The following is a 19,805-nucleotide window of genomic DNA, read 5'->3' on the forward strand; positions in this document are numbered from 1 at the left end:
TGCAACTTAAAAACCTTTGTACCTTAAAAAAATGATTGAAGATAAAAATCAACAAAGAACTAGTATAGCTCAATTGGGCGAATTTGGCTTAATTGAACATTTAACCAAAAATTTTGATGTTACTCAGGAATCAACATTAAAGAGTATAGGCGATGATGCAGCTGTTCTTGATTTTAAAGACAAAAAAGTTGTAGTTTCGACCGATTTATTGATAGAAGGCGTTCACTTTGATTTGGCTTACATGCCTTTAAAACATTTAGGTTACAAATCTGTTGTGGTAAATGTTTCAGACATTTGCGCCATGAATGCAAAACCGACCCAAATTACTGTTTCTGTGGCGGTTTCAAATCGTTTTCCACTTGAAGCTCTTGAAGAGTTGTTTGCAGGAATTACACATGCTGCAAAAGAATATAAAGTAGATGTTATTGGCGGTGATACAACCTCATCTCAAAAAGGTTTAATTATCAGTATCACTGCAATTGGCGAAGCTGATGAAAACGAATTGGTTTACAGAAATGGAGCTAAACAAACTGATTTACTGGTTGTGACGGGAGATCTTGGTGCCGCTTATATGGGACTGCAGGTTTTGGAACGTGAAAAACAGGTTTTCCAGGTTAATCCAAACAATCAGCCAGATTTAGATCCGTACACTTATTTAGTGGAGCGTCAGTTAAAACCAGAAGCCCGAAAAGATGTTCGAACACTGCTTCATGCTTTAGATATTAAACCAACTGCTATGATCGATATTTCGGATGGGCTTTCGTCTGAGATTATTCATATTTGTAAACAATCAAAAGTAGGATGTAATTTATATGAAGATAAACTGCCATTGGATCCTCAGTTTATTTCTACCTGCGAAGAGTTTAATATCGACAGCACAACTGTTGCCATAAATGGCGGTGAAGATTATGAACTTTTATTTACAATTGACATTAATGATTTTGACAAAATAAAAGGAAACCCGAATTTCTCTGTTATCGGACATATGACGGAGGAAAATGAAGGAATACATCTTGTAACTCGTGCCAATACCAAAATCCCTTTAAAAGCGCGCGGATGGGATGCTTTGACCGAATAAATTTTTGAAAAATTCCAAATAAAAAATTCCAAATTCCACTACCGATCAACATAATGGGATTTGGAATTTTTTATTTTTGGAATTTCATTTTTTTAGAAAAGCCCTTTGCTTCTAGCTTCTTTAATCAAATCTTCGTCAGATCCGCTTCTAATTTTGAGCAGTTCTTTCAGATGTTTTTTTCTTTTTTCAATTGCATTTAAAGAGATTGGAATGTTTTGAAGCATCTCATTAATACTCGCTCCTTTTGATAAATGAACTAATATCTGTTTATCATACTGATCAATTTCGATAGCATTATGAGTCGATTGATTCAGCATTTTAACGACCGATTGACTGTAATATTTTTCGCTCTTCATTACTTTATCAAATGCCAAAAGCAATTCTTCAAAAGTAAGGTCGTTTTTAATTATTAGACCATTGGGCTGAATTGTTCTAATAATTGTTTTAATTTTTAGAAGTTCAGTATACATCGTAAGCAGAACAATCTTGCAAGAAGGCATTTTGTTTAAAATCAGTTTCGCCAGATCCTCGCCCGAAAAAATTTCTTTTTCTTCATAAGCAGGCATGCTGATATCTAAAAAAGCAATATCAAATGCAGGCGTGTCATTACTTTCAATTATATCATAAGCTGATCGACAATCATGTGCTTGTGAAATTAAAAATTCATATTGTTTTGGTTTGTAACGCGTTATTGCATTTTTGTATCCTTCAATAATAAATGGATGATCATCTACTATTAGAATATTTTTTTGAACCAATTCCGGAACTGGAGCTGTTAAATCAAATGTCATTATATTGCAGGTTATTATTTGGATCTATTGGGATTTTTACAATAAGGACGGTTCCTTCCGATTTGGCAGATTTTATGTTAACTGTCCCCTTACATTCTGTTGCTCTATATTCTATATTATGCAAACCAATTCCATTTTTGGTTTTTTTAGTATTAAATCCGACTCCATCATCTGCGATAGTTAAAATCAAATTATTATTTTCAATTTCAAACTCTACTTTAATAATATCTGCCTTTGCATATTTATTACAATTTTGAAGTCCTTCTTGAATAATTCGGTATAAATTGATTTTGACAATATTGCTTATTAATTCCCATTTGATATTAGGATCAAAAGAAGTAATCAATTTTGAGCTATACGTATTTCTCTGATCTTCAAATAGTTTATTTAGGATAGCAACAAAATTATTAATTAATTCTGATTTTTCCCTATTCAAATCATGAGAAATTTCTCGAATATCCTGTTCAATATTTTTAAGTTCTGCTAAATACTTTTTTCTTTTAGACGCCGCTTCAACTTCATCAACCTTATCCAAACTGTCCAAACTAATTCTAATTCCAAACATACGGCCTAAAACCCCATCATGTAATTCCTGCGCAACTTTTTTCTTTTCCTTAATTCTAGTCAGCTCAATTTCATTTTGCTGTGAGATCATCATATTATAAATGTCTTCATTCGCAATCTGCTGCTGTTGTTTAAAAATTAATTCACGGTTTTTAGCCTGCTGTGTTTTATAAACGTAAAAAAACAATCCGAGCAATGTACAAATACTAAAGACATAAACCAAGGTTTTATTTTTTTCTTGAAGATTGGAGTTTTGGTCTTTTATCTCGTTGGTTTCGTATTCGATACGAGAGAATTTTTCTCCCATATTTCTCTCTGCTTTGAGCATTTTATCATTTAATCGAATATATTCTTTTGAATACTTAGATGCATTTTGAGGATCTACAACAGCAATTTGTTTTAGAGCAAGTAAAGTATTCGCCAATTTATCTGAAGAACGCGACAGAAGCAAAGCTTTTTTCGAAAACTGTATAGCTTTAAAAGTATCTCTTTTAAATGCATAATACTCTGACAAATGAATTTGATTGGATATTTTAGCCATTTTTAACCCAAGACTATCTCTGATTTTTAGAGACCTGTAAAACTGATCGGGAAGCCCGTCTAATCGTTTTGATTTCAATTTTGAATAAGCCAGATTATCAAGCAGCATGGCGTACAAAATAGTTTTTTCTTCGAAAAGATTTTTTTCTTTAAGTCCTTTTTCAAAATAAATAATCGCTTGTTTGTAGTTTTTCATGCGCATGTAAACAAACCCGATATTGTTTAAAGAAGTCGCTTTTAGTTGAAGATCAGCTGGAATCGATTTATCATTTAAAGTGTTTAAAGCTTTATTCTGATACTCCAATGCTTTTTCATATTCTTCCCTTTCATTATATAAAATACCCAACAAATTATAACATTCATAAAGCTGGTCATTTACATTTTTTTGGTTTTTCAATATGCTTAAAGCTTTGAATACAGATATTTCACTTTCAAAAAAATCTGATTCGTTATATTGCAGACTCGCTTTGCTTAATAAGGTTTTTGCCAAATTATATTGATCGTTAATCTGCAAATAAATCTTCTGCGCTAGAAAATAATTTCTGAAAGCACTATCAGAAATCACTTTTGAACCATAATAATCCCCTAGGTAGATATATGCTTTGGCAATACTTGCCGAATCTTTACTGCTTATGGACCTATCTAAAACCAGTTGTGAAATTGCATGATATGATTTAAAATCATTCATATTATAATACCTATTGGCAATCTTAAACAAATTAACCCTGTTAATGGAGTCGTTTTTTTGTTTAACTACTATAGAAAATGCCTTCTGAGCATATTTTTGTTTAAGGTCATAATTTATCTGAATATCATTTGACAATGACAAATAAACGGGAAGGCTATCCTGCACTGAAGTTAGTTCCTTTGATTTTTTCTTTTGGGTACAACCTGAAAAAATCAACAATAAAAACAATAATATTGGAAAATATCTTTTCAATGCAAATTTTTAATTTTACCAAAAATACTAAAACTATAAACATAAAAAAAGGCTGCCAAAAATTGACAGCCTAAAAGACTTTGCAAATATTTTTTTAATTAGTCTATTTTCTTAGAATCACCAAAAGATTGGTTGATTTTAGCAAAACCTAATTCGTTGTTTTTAACTACTATCTTATTATTAGCAATACGTGGATCTTGTTTTCTTCCTCCTCCAGTAGAACCATCTACAGGAGAAACTACGCCTAACTTTTCATTAGAAAAAGTTGTCGAAGTTGGTAATACAAAAGAAGTTGCAACTATTGCTAATGAGAATAATCCGAATGTCAAAGCTGTTTTTTTCATGACCTGAGGTTTTTTAATGTTTGTCTAATTTTTGGAGAATGAATCACAATTGCTGTGAATCAGAGTGTAAAACTAACACCAGAATCGAAAAAAATTTGTATAAAAAATTGAGTTTGTGGTAGATCATACCCAATTGATAGTCAACGGATAGCAAATCTGTGTAAACATCTGGTTTTTAGATTTCTAAGTAATTTCCTGCAGCAAAATCAGCAATTATCAAGTCGACATTTGCTTTGTATGTTTTAGAAAAAGGAATCTTTTTGGAGGAGTTTTTTATGTAACAGATTGAGTTTCCGCTATGAATTCTCGAAATGTAATTTCTATTAATTACATAACTATTATGAATACGAATAAAAGGATACGTTAAAACACTTTCAAAATGCTTTAACGTTTTAAATGCTGTAATCATTTCGCCAGTATTCAAATAAATATCGGTCGAATTATTATCTGCCTGAAAGTAACAGATGTCAGCAGCGTTTAAATATCGATAATCTCCATACGATTTGATACAAATTGTTAGTGGCTTTTCGACGTTTTGAGGAATCGTTACATTATTTACATTGTCAATTACAATAGAAGTTGGTTCTTCTATAAAAGGCGGAGTTTTTGACTCTAAATTTGCTTTTTTAAGCTTCAAAGCTGTCTTTAGGAGGTCTAGGTGGGCAACAGGTTTTAAAAGATAATCAAATACATTATATTGAATGGCTTCAAAAGCCTTGTCTTTTTGATTAGTGGTAACGATAATTTTGGGAATTTCTTGAAAAAATCGATGCAGCTCGCTGATAAAAGCAAGAGATAATTGGCTTGATAAATCTTTAGGTTCAATTTCTAGGAAAACCAAAGCAGGTTTATGTTCTAAAATCAAATTTAAACCATCTTGAAAATTTGACGCCGATGCGGTAAAAGATAATTCTGAAAAACCTGCAGCGGTTGTTTTGGTTTTCAAAACACTTTCAGCATCATCGTCAATTATGATATACGAATACTTCTTCAATTTTTGGTTTTGTTGATTTTCTTACTTCGCAGTCATACTCAAAAAAATTCGATTTGATGTAATGAAGAAAAGTTTGGTTTTGGCATTTATCCGCATTTAAAATTACGGATTTAAATATTTTAATCATTTCATTGTTAACACATTACACCAAAATGTTGATACATAAAGTTGAAATGCAAAAAAGATCGATAAAATACCTGTTTTTTAAAATCAAAAATCCCAAATTCTCCCGAGGTTTCGGGACGGAATTTGGGATCTAGAGTATAACATGTAAAGATTACATTTTCATTAACCAGTTTTTCATCGAAACTTCATTTTCAATAATAGCTCTTAATTCAGTAATTTTTACACGATCTTGTTTCATAGTATCTCTATGACGAATTGTTACTGTTTCGTCTTCAAGCGTCTGGTGATCTACTGTAATACAGAATGGCGTTCCTAAAGCATCTTGTCTTCTGTAACGACGTCCTACAGCATCTTTCTCATCATATGCCACATTAAAATCCCATTTCAAATCTTCGATAATTTTTCTCGAAACTTCTGGCAGACCATCTTTTTTAACCAATGGTAATACCGCTGCTTTAGTTGGCGCTAAAACTGACGGCAATTTTAAAACTGTTCTTGTAGAACCGTCTTCTAATGTTTCTTCTTTTAGTGAAGTTGCAAAAACAGCCAAGAACATACGATCTAAACCAACAGATGTTTCTACTACATAAGGAACATAGTTTTCGTTTAGTTCAGGATCGAAATATTGTAATTTTCGTCCAGAATATTCTTCGTGAGCTTTTAAATCGAAATCTGTACGAGAGTGAATTCCTTCCAATTCTTTAAATCCGAATGGGAAATTAAATTCGATATCCGCTGCTGCATTTGCGTAGTGCGCTAATTTTTCGTGATCGTGAAAACGGTAATTTTCTTTTCCTAATCCTAAAGATAAATGCCATTTCAAACGAGTTTCTTTCCAGTATTCGTATGATTTCATTTCTTCTCCTGGACGTACAAAAAACTGCATTTCCATTTGTTCGAATTCACGCATACGGAAAATAAATTGTCTTGCCACAATTTCATTTCTGAAAGCTTTACCCGTTTGAGCAATTCCGAAAGGAACTTTCATACGACCAGATTTCTGAACATTTAAAAAGTTAACGAAAATACCCTGCGCCGTTTCTGGACGTAAGTATAAATCCATTGCGTTTTCTGCAGAAGCTCCAAGTTTTGTTCCGAACATTAAGTTAAATTGTTTTACCTCTGTCCAGTTTTTAGAACCAGTCTCAGGATCAGCAATTTCTAATTCTTCGATCAAAGCTTTAACATCAGCTAAATCTCCGTTTCCTAAAGAACGACCTAAACGCTCTCTGATTTCTTTTTCTTTAGCTAAATATTCAATTACACGAGCATTTGTAGTTACAAATTCTTGTTCGTTGAATGCATCGCCAAAACGAGCTTTTGCTTTGTCAATTTCTTTTTGTGCTTTTTGGTGAATTTTTTCAGCATGATCTTCAACCAAAACGTCAGCTCTATATCTTTTTTTAGAATCTTTATTATCAATTAATGGATCATTGAATGCATCAACGTGTCCAGAAGCTTTCCAAGTTGTTGGATGCATTAATATCGCAGCATCAAGGCCGACAATATTCTCATTCATCTGAACCATTGATTTCCACCAATATTCACGGATATTCTTTTTTAATTCGACACCATTTTGTGCATAATCATAAACAGCACTCAGTCCGTCGTAAACTTCGCTTGACGGAAAAATAAATCCGTACTCTTTTGCGTGCGAAACCACATTCTTAAATATATCTTCTTGTTTTGCCATAGTGATGCAAAAATATAAAAAGTACCTTTAAAAAAAAGAAAAATAATAAAGATTGAAGTATTGATTTTGTTACTTTTGTAAATAAAATCTCTCTTTTTGTGATTAATTACCTAATAAATCTATTTTTCCCTAAAGTCTGTGATGGATGCCGAGCTATTTTACTGCAAAATGAAATTGTTTTCTGTACTTCCTGCCGTCACGAAATACCTCTTACTCAATATCATTTAGACCCAAAAAATCAAGCTGTAAAAAAGTTTTACGGCAAGATTGATATTCAATTTGCTTCGACATTTTTATATTTTAATAAAAAAGGAATGGTTCAGGAATTAATTCACAACCTAAAATATAAAGGTCATGAAGAAATTGGAACTGTTTTAGGAAACTGGTATGCCGAAGATTTAAAAGAAATTCAATTGACAATTCCTTTTGATGCTGTAATTCCAGTTCCTTTACATCCAAAAAAATTTAAGGAACGTGGTTATAATCAGGTTACAACTTTTGGAAAGGCTTTAGCCGAAGGTTTAAAAATTCCTTATAACGATTCGGTTTTATACCGAAAGAAATATTCTAAAACACAATCTAAAAAGAATCTTTTGGGAAGATCTGAAAACATCGAAAATATTTTTGATGCAGTTTTGACAGAAGAAAATCGCAATAAACATTTTTTAATTGTTGATGATGTCCTGACAACTGGCGCAACACTCGAAGCTTGTTCTAGAGCATTACTAAAAATTCCAGGAACAAAAATTAGTATTGTCTGCATGGCGATGGCGAACTCTTAGCGTAAAATTTCAATAAAAAAAATCCAAATTCCAATAATAGTTGGAATTTGGATTTTAAATCTTTGGTTTTTAAAATTTTAATTCACCAAAATTTTCCTGATTGTTCTTTTATCTCCATCAATAACCGTAACTAGATATAATCCATTTGGTACATTTGGTAATTGAATATCTTGAATAAAATATCCTGAACCTTGAAAAGTATTACTGTAAACGTATTTTCCCAAAATATCATGAACATAAATTTTTATCTCTTTTACTGAATCTCGGTTAAATTGAATGGTAAAATTTCCTTTGTTTGGATTTGGATACAAGGCAAAATCTATATTTTCAAAATCTGAATTTCCAAGTGTATACGTTCTATTGCAGATGTTTACTGAAGCAGAATTTATTGTTCCTAAAGCTCCAAGAACTGCATCTCGCACTCTAAAAGTCCAATTTCCTTGTTGATTTTCTCCATTAAAAGCACTTAATAAACTAGCTGGAATTACAATTTGACTTGTAGTCGCATTACAATTTAAAGCAGTTCCGCTGTCATCAAACTGAAGTGCTAGAGTTGAATTTGTACTGCCGCAGCTTTTATTAAATAAACTTACAACTGTTCCACTTGGACTTACAATCTGAATTTCAAGATCTGAAAATCTTGCATGCGTAACATTCACAGATACATTTACATCTGAGATAGTTCCTGTTGACGCTGGCACTGCAACAGTTTTGCTAATAAAGGTGCTTCCGTTACCAGTCGAATATCCGCCTTCAAAGTTATATGTAGAACAACTTGTAGAAACTGTATAGCCAACTGCAAATGGATTACTATTTACAGCATAATAAATATTATTTACAGGTTCTATCAAAACTCTGCAATTGGTAGACGCTTCAATATTGGATGGAATCAATATAGTTTCAGAACCGTCATTTAAAGTATTTGCAACTAGTGTAATTGGAAACGTTAAACCTCCATCTAGAGATAATTTTATATTGACATTTGTAGAGCCTGGAAGTGTATTGGTATTATTGACACTCCAAGTAACCGTTTGTGTTGATCCTTTTTCCCAGCCAACATTATCAACATTCTGAGAAGTTAGCGCAAACGGTCCTACAGAAGCACTTACTGTAACAACCATTGCATCTGTATTGGTTTGAGCTGTTCCATCTGGCGCGTTATCTCTTCCTGTTAAAGTAAAATTCATTGTTTTTGCTATAGACGAAACAGATTCCCAAGTTGTCGTCAACTGATTATTGAGCACAGAATTTAAAGCTGGCATATAACGAACTGGTGAAGTTGTGGGCGGGAGTGATCTAAACATTGGTCCGTCTGGTTTTGTTGGATAAGCAATACTATTAGATCCAAAAGTGGTAATTGCACTGTCAAACTGCTCCCAAGTGTAGGTTATAGAATTACCTTCGGAATCTGAGCCCGTTCCTGTTAAAACAAAAGGTGTACTTATAGGAATTGTGTAATCTGCTCCTGCGTTTATTATTGGCGGATTATTAGTTATAGCAGTAGTTACCGGACAAGTTTTCCCCGCTAAATTATTCTGTATTTGATTGATACTTCCGTAAGAAAAATAATCATCAGAATTACTTTGAACATCATAATTTCTTGTTACTCCAGCATAGGCCATAATTGTAGAACCGCTTCCTGGTTCATATTGTGTTCCTGTTCCTTCTCCGGCATGAGAAAAAGTGTGCGATCCTCCCAATTGATGCCCCATTTCGTGAGCAACAAAATCGATATCAAAAGTATCTCCTTGAGGTTTTGCATCAGATGGTGAAGTATAGGCACTCCCTTTTCCTAAAGGAACACTAGAAGTTGGGTTTACGCACACACAGCCAATACAATTTGCATTACCGCCTCCGCCCGAACCTCCGAACAAATGTCCAATATCATAATTGGCATTACCAATTACATTCGTCAAAGTAGTCTGAACTTCTTGCCCCCAAGTTCCTCCAGGATCTGCTGCCCCAACTGATGGAACAGAATAAGGATCTGTAGAAGCATCTGTATAAATAACTGCATCATTATTAGCAATTAAAACAACTTTTACAGAAAGATCTCTATCAAAAACACCATTCACTCTAGTTAAGGTTGCATTCATACCTGCTAATGCTCCGGCTTTTGTTCCGCCAAAAAAGGCTGTATATTCTCCCGTACACGATAATGCTAAACGAAATGTTTTAAATTGTTTGGCATTAGAAGTTGTTTTTGCTGTATTTGATGCTTTATTTTCTGAAACTAAATTGGCTGTTTTACAATCCAGTCGCATTTTCGAATCTGCATTATCTGCAGATTTAAACACAACATATTCTGATTTATCATCTGGATTTTGTTCAATATATTCTGTTGGTTTTGCTACACGAAAAACCATGGTCTGAAATCCGATTGGAGCAACACTAAAATGTATTTTAGCATTTTTATCATCTATTCCTCGTCCTTCATAAGCTCTAATTTCTGGATATTTGGCTTGCAATTCAGGATCAAAATTAGAGGATTCCCAAACCGAAAAACGTTCTAAAGTTCCTTCTGTATTAGGAATCGTTATTTCGGTTGTATTGCTTAAAGCTGATTTACTTGTAGTAGAGGCAAGTTTGGCACTAAGCAGATCTGCATTTAATTTATAATACAGTTTTCCCGAATCTAAAACGTTTGCTTTTCGCGAAAGCGATGATGAAGAAGTTACTTTTTGCCATAAAACATTGTTTTGAGCTTTCATGTTTACGCAGCAAAAAATAAGAAATATATAAAGTAATAGTTTTTTCATACTCTGTAAGATATAATATCAAAATTACTTCAATTAATTTAAATTGTACAATATATAAGACAATTAATGTTATTTAATCGACGAGTCAGCTTATTTTCACAAAAAGAAAAGCATAACTCAACGAAAATTCAATTTATCAGAGTATTAAATTTAAAACAGAATAGTATAAATTTGCAGCATCTTAAATAATTTGTTTTGAAGCTCTTTCATTCTATAAACGATTTTCAGTCAACCAAGAAAACAATTTTAACTCTTGGTACCTTTGACGGCGTGCATATTGGTCATAAAAAAATTCTGGAACGAATTACACAAAATACTGAAAACGGAAAATACGAAAGTCTTGTACTTACTTTTTTTCCGCATCCGCGAATGGTTCTGCAAGAAAAATCAGAGATCAAATTGCTGAATACTATTAGCGAAAAAACAGAACTCCTTGAGGCAACTGGTATAGAAAACTTAATTGTTCATCCGTTCAACGAAAGTTTTTCAAGATTGACTGCAGAAGAGTTTGTTCATACTATTTTGGTGGATAAATTCCAGATTCAGAAAATTATTATTGGACATGATCATCGTTTTGGACGCAATCGAACTGCTAACATTGATGATTTAATTGCTTTTGGAAAAGAGTATGATTTTGAAGTAGAACAAATATCTGCCGAAGAAATTCAAGATGTTTCGGTAAGTTCCACTAAAATCAGAAATGCTTTAAAAGAAGGAAATATGGCTTTGGCCAACGAATATCTAGGATACAATTACTTCTTAAACGGAACGGTGGTAAAAGGAAAACAGCTGGGAAGAACTATTGGTTTTCCTACTGCAAATATTTACATTGAAGAAGATTATAAACTAATTCCAAAAATTGGTGTTTATGTTGTAGAAGCTTTTATAAACGAAGAAATTGTTTATGGAATGATGAATATTGGCTTTAACCCTACGGTTAATGGTGACAAACAGACTATAGAAGTTCATCTTTTTAATTTCGACAAAGATATTTACGATCAAAATATTAAAGTTTCGTTGCTGCATTATATCCGCGAAGAACAAAAATTTGGTTCTGTAGATGCGTTAAAAGCGCAGCTTCATCAAGATCAAATTGAGGCCTTGGCTTTCATAAATCTTCTTTAAAAAAATCGCATCTTATAGTTTTTGCTGTTTTTAAATCATCGTAGTTGTTTTTTTAGTAAATTTGATAGAAGACTGTTTTTCAAATATTTACTATTAACTTCTTTAAAAATAAACACTATGAAACTACCTAAAGAAATTACCAACGGTTTTTTGATTTTTCTCGGAATCGGCATTTATTTTTTATTGATGAATGTACTAGGGTTAGCAAATTTGTTTTATCTAAGAACACTTAACGTATTCTTTATATTCTATGGTGTAAACAGAACAATGCAGATGAACCTTCGTGAAGGAGAAACCAATTTTGTATCTAATGCTGTTTCTGCAATGGCTACGTCTGTAGTCGGCGTATCGATGAGTGTATTTGGTTTATTGGTTTACAGTTATGCTCGAGGCGGAGACGCATATGTAAGAACTCTATCTGAAACATTTCTGTTCGGAGGAAATCCATCAGTACCAACTTATTGTATTTGTTTATTGTTTGAAGGAATTGCTTCATCTGTAATCGTCACTTTAATGATGATGCTGTACTGGAATAATAAATATGCTGCTGATTAAATACTCAAAAATAAAAACACACTTTGACACTCTAAAAATCATAGAAATTCTTAATTCTATGATTTTAGAGTGTTTCTTTTTTGAAAAAAAGTTGAAAATCTTCATTTTTAATAAGCTAATAAATCTGTTATCATAATTTACTTACTTTTAATGCTCCAAAAAACAATTTATCCATGAGCATTACAAAACATAACTGGACAAAAGACGAAATAATTGCCATCTACAATAAACCATTGATGGATCTGCTTTATGAAGCAGCTACAATTCACAGACAGCAACACGACCCAAACGTAGTTCAAGTCTCCACTTTACTTTCTATAAAAACAGGCGGATGTCCAGAAGATTGTGGCTATTGTCCGCAGGCTGCTAGATACAATACGGGAGTTGAAGGAAATGATCTAATGACTGTAAGTCAGGTAAAAGCTCAAGCTTTGAGAGCTAAATCTAATGGATCTTCTCGTGTCTGCATGGGAGCAGCTTGGAGAAATGTAAAAGATGGTGAAGAATTTGATCAGGTTTTAGAAATGGTCCGTACGATTAACAAACTTGATATGGAAGTTTGCTGCACTTTAGGAATGCTTACAGAAAATCAGGCGCATCGTTTGGCAGAAGCAGGTTTATATGCTTATAATCACAACTTAGATACATCTGAAGAATATTATAAAGATGTAATTTCAACTCGTGGTTTTGAGGACCGTTTACAAACTATTGAAAATGTTCGCAAAACAAATGTTACAGTTTGCAGCGGAGGAATTATCGGAATGGGAGAAAGTATTGAAGACAGAGCTGGAATGCTTGTAGCTCTTTCTACTTTAAATCCACAGCCAGAATCTGTTCCAATTAATGCATTAGTCGCTGTTGAAGGAACTCCAATGGAGGATGAAAAACCAGTAGAAATCTGGGAAATGATTCGAATGGTTGCCACTACACGAATTGTAATGCCAGAAACACAAGTTCGTTTGTCTGCAGGAAGAACAAATATGTCACGTGAAGGTCAGGCAATGTGCTTTTTTGCAGGAGCAAATTCGATATTTGCAGGAGATAAATTACTTACTACTCCAAATCCTGATGTAAATGAGGATATGAAAATGTTCGAAACTTTGGGAATGATGGCGCAAAAACCTTTTATTAAAATAATGCAGCCCAAAACAGTTGAAGCTTCCGATTCTCAATTTAATTCTTTGGGAGAAAAACCTAAATGGTCACGACCAAATCATAAAATAGAAAGAAATATTGATGCTTCGATCAGATCAAAAAAATAATTAAAAGAGTTAATAAATTTCAATAAATATTATTAAATTGCTTATGCACAGAGTTATAAGCAATTTTTTTATTTATAAAAATGAAATTAAAAGAAATAGAAAGGGTTAAGAAAATCTCTAAAGAAGATTTTATTTCCCAATATGTAAAAAAACAAATTCCAGTTGTTGTTGAAGAACTGACCGAAGACTGGCCGGCTTATCAAAAATGGAAATTATCCTATATTAATGATATCGCAGGTGATATCACCGTTCCTTTGTACGATGATAGGCCTGTAAACCATGAAGAAGGATTTAATGAAGCTCATATGAAAATGAAAATGAGCGACTATATTAACCTTTTAGAATCAAAACCCACCAATTACCGCATTTTTCTTTATAATTTAATGAAGGATGTGCCGACGCTAAAAAATGATTTTTTATGGCCGGATATTGGTCTCAAATTAGTCAAACAATTACCAATGCTTTTTTTTGGCGGAGAAAACGCAAGGGTTTTTATGCATTATGATATTGATTATTCTAATATTCTTCATTTTCATTTTCATGGAGAAAAGCAATGTATGATTTTCGCACCAGACCAGTCAAAATATATGTATAAAGTACCTCATGCTTTAATTTCGAGAGAAGATATTGATTTTGATAATCCTGATTATGAAAAATTTCCTGCTCTAAAAAATGCTGAAGGATATATTACGAATCTAAAACATGGAGAAATGTTATATATGCCAGAAGGATATTGGCATTATATGAAGTATTTGACACCTGGTTTTTCTATGAGTCTTCGTGCTTTTCCTAAAAATATTGCCAATCTATCTAAAGCCGCCTATAATGTTTTTATTATGCGTCACTTTGATATTATGATGCGAAAAATTAAAGGCCAGAAATGGATTGATTATAAAAACGAAAAGGCGATTACAAATACAAACGAAAATTTACGCCGCAGCGCTTAATGATAAAAAAAATCGGTTGAGTTTTAATTCTCAACCGATTTTTTACTTTAGTTATAGACTATTTTTTTCGTTACAGTTTTTCCGTTATCCAATGTAATTTTTACCAGTAGCACTTGAGGTCCAGAATGCAGATTTGTAATGAGCCATTCTTTATCATCAATTTCATTTTTATAATATAGTAGTTTTCCTCCAACATCATAAACAGCTGCTTCTTGGATATTTTCTTTATCTGAGAAAGACTGCAGTTTAATATTTTTTTCTCTAACTGAGACAGAAATATTTCCATTAAGGTTTTCAAAATTTTCGTTACCTAAAACAGCATCGTTAGGATTTGTATATCGAAGCACAAAGCGATCAGGAAAAACTCCAATTGTTGTAGTAAATTTATAACCTCCCGTTTTAAGATTGTGTATCGTTTTAGTTACATTATCTTGCAAGTAAATTACCTGATTATCCAAATTCCCATCTGTATGATCTATAGCAATTGTAAATTCTCCTTCTAAAGCAGATCGATATCCTAACGGAATTGTATCAGATGCAACGAAAGGAATTGCGCGCCCTTGAATTACTAACTTTTTGTTTTCATTAATACTATAAAAATCGATATACGGATTTGCATCCATACTCACTGCGTCATAATTGTTATCCCATAAATTTGTTGCACCAGTTATATATCCTATTAAAAGTTGTTTAAAAGCTCCTTGTGTATTTGTTAAATTTAACCAAACACGGTATTTTTCAATTTCAGTTGTAGCTACGGACTTGTAAAATTGGCTATTACGATTAGGAACTCTCATTGAATTTGTAAAAACAGCTTTTTGATCAGTTATTGATTTTGCGAAAAAAGATTGTCCTGCAGCAATATATCCTAAAGGAGGATCCTGATTACCTGGTGTTGGCGCTCCAATTCCTGTCATTCCTCCAACTGTTACATTACCAGATAAATTATAAATTGCATAATCATTATCTCCATAATGAAAATTATTATCTCCAGGAACACTTTGAGTTGGTAATGTATTATGCGTCCAAAAATATAATGTCCCATAAAAATTAGCTGCATTATCATAAATAAATTGATCCGCGTAAATTGCAGATGGATAAGGGTTTCCAATTAAATTAAATTTTTCAGGAACTGCTTCTGGTCCTAAAACCAGTCCATTATTCGGAACTCCAATAAATTCTGCCTGATAAACTTGAGGCGTATCAATATCATAATTTTGAGGTGCGCGAATACTATAACCCGTACCTTTTACCATTTCTTCAGTTCCGTTATAAATTATAACCCATCGAGGTCCAATTACATATTTATAAAATTTATCTCCCAATGTATTTGGTGATAAATTGTAAAGTGTAAATGCTGGTACTCTTGTTACTGGCGAAGACCAGTAGGTAAGGTCGTAACGTCTTATTGGTGAGGTATTTCTTCTATAAGTTATATTTCCAGTATTAACAGCATTTGAAACTTGCACTAAACTGGAATTATTTTCAAAAATGAAAACTCCATTGCCTACTACGTTTACCTCATTTGTCACTGTAATTGTATTAGAACTTTGTACAACTAGCGATCCATTATTCTCTATTGTTAATCTATTTGCGAAAAAACTGCCATTAGTTCCCGAAATAATTGGACTTGTTGCCAAGGCAGGAATATTAACACAATCAGAAGCCAAAGGAACCCCAGATGGAGTCCAGTTTGATGCATTTGTCCAATTAGCATTCACACTTCCATTCCAAGTCTTAGTAATTAACACATTTATTGTAATAGGCGTTGATGGAGATTCACAACCTGAGGTATTATTTTTAACTTTTACATTATAAGGCCCAGGAGCCAAACCTGTAAATATACCAGAAGTATTACTATAATCAACTCCATTTATGCTATATGAATATCCTGTTCCCGGTGCAGGCGAAGTGACCGTTATTATACCTGTATTATTTTCGCAGCTTGGCTGTTGTGTCGCAGAGGCAGTTGGTGCAGAAACTGCATTTACAGTTAAGGAAACTCCCTGATTTACTGGACATCCATTTGCCGTAGAAATTGTCATCACACCATTATATGTCCCTGCTGCTGTATTGGCCGGAACATTAACATTAATAACGGTTCCGGATCCAGAACTGAAAGGAAATGGCGTTGTTCCCTGATCTGTTAATGCAACCCAATCTATAGCATAATTAATTGGGGATCCCGTTGTAGAATTGTAATTTAAAGTCGTTGTTTGTGCAGATCCACTTTGGCAAACAGCAACAAATATTCCCGATGTACTTATGGTTGGACTACCATTCACTGTTAAAGAAACTGGTTGAGTTGCTGAACATCCATTAGATGTCAAAATCGTCATTACACCTGTATAAGTTCCAGATGCTGTATTGGCAGGAACATTAATTGTATTAATACTTCCTCCTCCAGCAGCAAAAGCGAAAGCAGTTGTTCCCTGATCTGCCAATGTTGCCCAGTCAATGGAATAACTTATTGGTGAATTAGTGGTTGCTGTATATGTCAAAGAAGCAAGCTGTGCGGAAGCTCTTTGACAGACTGCCGTTAAAACACCTGAAGTCGTGATCGTTGGCACCGCATTTACTGTTAAGGACACAGACTGAGTTGCTGAACATCCATTAGATGTTAGAATCGTCATTGTACCTGTATAAGTTCCAGGTGCTGTATTTGCAGGAACATTGATGGTATTAATACTTCCTCCTCCAGCAGCAAAAGCAAAAGCAGTTGTTCCCTGATCTGTTAATGTCGCCCAATCGATTGAATAACTTATTGGTGAATTAGTGGTCACGTTATATGTTAGAGAAGAGGATTGCACACTAGCACTTTGGCAGACTGCTGTTAAAGTTCCTGAAGTCGTAATTGTTGGAACTGCATTAACTGTTAAGGACACAGACTGAGTTGCTGAACATCCATTGGATGTGAGAATCGTCATTAATCCTGTATAAGTTCCAGGTGCTGTATTTGCAGGAACATTGATTGTATTAATAGTTCCTCCTCCAGCAGCAAAAGCAAAAGCAGTTGTTCCCTGATCTGTCAATGTCGCCCAATCGATTGAATAACTTATTGGTGAATTAGTGGTTGCGGTATATGTGAGAGAAGCAAGCTGCGCGGAAGCTTTTTGGCAAACTGCTGTTAAAGTTCCCGTTGTTACAATTGTTGGATTATTGCTAACTGTAACTGTAAAATTATTAGCCGCCGATACACAGCTTGTGACATTTTTCACAGTTAATGTTCCTGTATAAGTGCCAGGAGATGTTCCTGCTGGAACGGCAATACCAATTGAATTTGCAGGCAAAGATGCATCTGTAACAGTTGCAAAACTATTTGTGGGACTTCCGCTCCAAGTAATACTGTAAGTTGTTGGCAAATTGGTTGTTGCAGAATAACTTAAATTAGCTGTTTGAGCTGAAGTATTAAAACAAACTATTCCAACACTTCCTAAGGTTATAGTAGGTAGAGGATTTACTGTTATTGTAAAATTACTTCCAGTTGATGAACATCCATTTGCATTTCTTACAGTTATGGTTCCTGTATAAGTGCCAGGTGATGTTCCTGCTGGAACGGTAATAGGAATTGAATTTGCAGGTAATGATGTATTTATAACTGGAGCAAAAGTATTTGTCGGACTTGAGTTCCATACAATGCTGTAAGTAGTAGGTGAATTTGTGGTTGCACTATAACTTAAATTTGTCACTTGACTTAAAGTGTTGAAACACACTGCTCCTGCTGTTCCTAAAGTTATTGTTGGCAGAGGATTTACAGTAATCGTAAAATTGTTAGCAGCAGATGTACAACCAGCTACATTACGTACAGTGAGAGATCCCGTATAAGTTCCTGGCTGTGTGTTTGCTGGAATAGCTATATTAATCGACCCTGCACTCAAAGTCGCATTAGTAACTGTTGCGAAACTATTGGCTGGAGATGCATTCCAGGTAATACTATAAGTGTTTGGCGAATTGGTTGTAGCGCTATAAGTTAATGTTGTATTTTGTGCAACCCCATTTGTACACACAGCTGTAGTTGTACCTAATGTAATGCTAGGTTGTGCTCCAACTAGAATCGTTGTTGCATTATTTGAACTAATGGTTGAAGTACAATCCATTGACGCCAAAGAAGTAACAGTAATTGTACTATTTCCAATAACATTCAGCCCCGTTGCTGTAAACTGTCCTGTTCCTGCTGTTCCAACAGTCATAGTGGCTGTTAAACCTGTAGCTGATGGACTGCTTCGACTGTAAGTTACTGTATAAGTTCCTTTTGGCAAACTAGTTGTGCTTCCTGTTAATTGTACTAATGAGGTAGTTCCAGTGGCTGTACAAACATTTGCTGCCGAAGTTCCTGTTAAACTATAAGTTTTGCAGGTGTAGGTTAAAATCATGTGTCCTCTTGCACCACCGCCACCGTTTTGAGTTGACAATAATGAACTTATTCCGCCACCGCCACCGCCGCCATAATTACTTCCAGAATTTCCAGCACTGTTTCCTAAAACTAAACTAGATATTGCTGCACCTCCTGCTCCGCCGCCGCCAATAGTATTCCCACCTGCTCCGCCGGCTCCTGACCAAAAAATTGCACCTAAAAGCGCGCTAGATCCCGCCGTACCATTTGCACCTGCTTCTGTCGCTTGACTACCAACAGCACCTGAACCTCCATTTCCACCACTAGGAGTTCCACCTGTATTTGCAGTACCTCCTGATCCACCTGGAGCATAAAAAGAGGCATTGTATCCTGTTACAAAAGAAGCACCCCCAGAAGCACCATTACTACTCCCTCCTGCAGTCGCTGTCCCTACGTTAATGGCTAAAGTTTGGGGAGTTGATGTTGCAATAATACCTCTTGCATATGCGCCGCCGCCGCCGCCGCCGCCACTTCTTCCAACCGTTAATGTAGCTACTGCAGCTCCTCCTGCTCCTCCTGCTCCCCAGCCTTCTACTGTAACCTGATCTATTCCTGCAGGAAGGACCAAAGACCCAGTTGCAGGGAATGGATGTGCTAGTGTTTGTGCTTTTGAAGCAGAATAAAAAAACAATAAAATTAAAATGAAACTATATCTTAATTTAAAAATAGCATTCAATTTTAGTATTTTATCAGTATAAATAAGTCGAGTAAAATGACTGAAGAATCTCAGTTGTGGAAGTAAATTTCTTTTCATCTTGTGCATTTAATAATTGAAAAATAAATTCAAATTCAAACAAGATCAATCCCAAATTTCTAGAAGATAATAAACTTAACAAAAGTGTATAAATGGTATTTGCATTTATATACATCCTATTGAGATAAAAATCCTATCAATTTTAGAATTACTCTTAA

At 34.1% G+C, this 19,805-nt stretch carries 13 protein-coding genes; 6 read left to right on the top strand and 7 right to left on the bottom strand.

Annotation, left to right across the window (positions count from 1 at the left end):
* Positions 1 to 31: 31 nt before the first annotated feature.
* Complete coding sequence (thiL, locus tag QMG60_RS03550) at positions 32 to 1,078, top strand: thiamine-phosphate kinase (protein ID WP_057115276.1); 1,047 nt, start codon at positions 32 to 34, stop codon at positions 1,076 to 1,078.
* Positions 1,079 to 1,170: 92 nt separating this feature from the next.
* On the opposite strand, the gene QMG60_RS03555 is transcribed toward thiL, so the two are convergent.
* The 5 genes from QMG60_RS03555 to QMG60_RS03575 form a co-directional block, all read right to left on the bottom strand.
* Positions 1,171 to 1,869, bottom strand: a complete 699-nt coding sequence (locus tag QMG60_RS03555) for a response regulator (RefSeq protein WP_057115277.1) — start codon at positions 1,867 to 1,869, stop codon at positions 1,171 to 1,173.
* Entirely contained in the window at positions 1,859 to 3,661 is a 1,803-nt protein-coding gene (locus QMG60_RS03560; RefSeq protein ID WP_281866895.1) for an ATP-binding protein, read from the bottom strand. Before QMG60_RS03560 ends, QMG60_RS03555 begins: the two co-directional genes overlap by 11 nt.
* A gap of 350 nt (positions 3,662 to 4,011) precedes the next feature.
* Entirely contained in the window at positions 4,012 to 4,257 is a 246-nt protein-coding gene (locus tag QMG60_RS03565) for a hypothetical protein (protein WP_134142779.1), read from the bottom strand.
* Positions 4,258 to 4,432: 175 nt separating this feature from the next.
* Positions 4,433 to 5,251, bottom strand: coding sequence for a LytTR family transcriptional regulator DNA-binding domain-containing protein (locus QMG60_RS03570; RefSeq protein ID WP_281866896.1), 819 nt, complete (start codon positions 5,249 to 5,251; stop codon positions 4,433 to 4,435).
* 277 nt (positions 5,252 to 5,528) lie between these two features.
* Complete coding sequence (locus QMG60_RS03575) at positions 5,529 to 7,070, bottom strand: glycine--tRNA ligase (protein WP_281866897.1); 1,542 nt, start codon at positions 7,068 to 7,070, stop codon at positions 5,529 to 5,531.
* 98 nt (positions 7,071 to 7,168) lie between these two features.
* Here QMG60_RS03575 and QMG60_RS03580 point away from each other — a divergent pair, with 98 nt between their 5' ends.
* Complete coding sequence (locus tag QMG60_RS03580; RefSeq protein WP_281866898.1) at positions 7,169 to 7,852, top strand: phosphoribosyltransferase family protein; 684 nt, start codon at positions 7,169 to 7,171, stop codon at positions 7,850 to 7,852.
* Between the two features lie 77 nt (positions 7,853 to 7,929).
* On the opposite strand, the gene QMG60_RS03585 is transcribed toward QMG60_RS03580, so the two are convergent.
* Positions 7,930 to 10,563, bottom strand: coding sequence for a reprolysin-like metallopeptidase (locus tag QMG60_RS03585; protein ID WP_281866899.1), 2,634 nt, complete (start codon positions 10,561 to 10,563; stop codon positions 7,930 to 7,932).
* Between the two features lie 243 nt (positions 10,564 to 10,806).
* On the opposite strand from QMG60_RS03585, the gene QMG60_RS03590 reads away from it, so the two are divergent.
* The 4 genes from QMG60_RS03590 to QMG60_RS03605 all read left to right on the top strand — a co-directional run bounded on the left by QMG60_RS03590 (position 10,807) and on the right by QMG60_RS03605 (position 14,500).
* Positions 10,807 to 11,736, top strand: a complete 930-nt coding sequence (locus QMG60_RS03590; protein ID WP_281866900.1) for a bifunctional riboflavin kinase/FAD synthetase — start codon at positions 10,807 to 10,809, stop codon at positions 11,734 to 11,736.
* Positions 11,737 to 11,853: 117 nt separating this feature from the next.
* Positions 11,854 to 12,291: a hypothetical protein gene (locus QMG60_RS03595; RefSeq protein WP_057115285.1), complete on the top strand. Its 438-nt coding sequence runs from the start codon at positions 11,854 to 11,856 to the stop codon at positions 12,289 to 12,291.
* A 173-nt stretch (positions 12,292 to 12,464) separates the two neighbouring features.
* Positions 12,465 to 13,553 carry a biotin synthase BioB gene (bioB, locus tag QMG60_RS03600; protein ID WP_281866901.1) on the top strand — a complete coding sequence of 363 codons (1,089 nt, stop codon included), beginning with the start codon at positions 12,465 to 12,467 and terminating at the stop codon, positions 13,551 to 13,553.
* A gap of 80 nt (positions 13,554 to 13,633) precedes the next feature.
* Entirely contained in the window at positions 13,634 to 14,500 is an 867-nt protein-coding gene (locus tag QMG60_RS03605) for a cupin-like domain-containing protein (protein ID WP_057115287.1), read from the top strand.
* A gap of 47 nt (positions 14,501 to 14,547) precedes the next feature.
* On the opposite strand, the gene QMG60_RS03610 is transcribed toward QMG60_RS03605, so the two are convergent.
* Positions 14,548 to 19,647: a T9SS sorting signal type C domain-containing protein gene (locus tag QMG60_RS03610; RefSeq protein ID WP_281866902.1), complete on the bottom strand. Its 5,100-nt coding sequence runs from the start codon at positions 19,645 to 19,647 to the stop codon at positions 14,548 to 14,550.
* Positions 19,648 to 19,805 lie beyond the last annotated feature (158 nt).

It is taken from the genome of Flavobacterium sp. GSB-24, assembly GCF_027924665.1.
Classification (GTDB): domain Bacteria; phylum Bacteroidota; class Bacteroidia; order Flavobacteriales; family Flavobacteriaceae; genus Flavobacterium.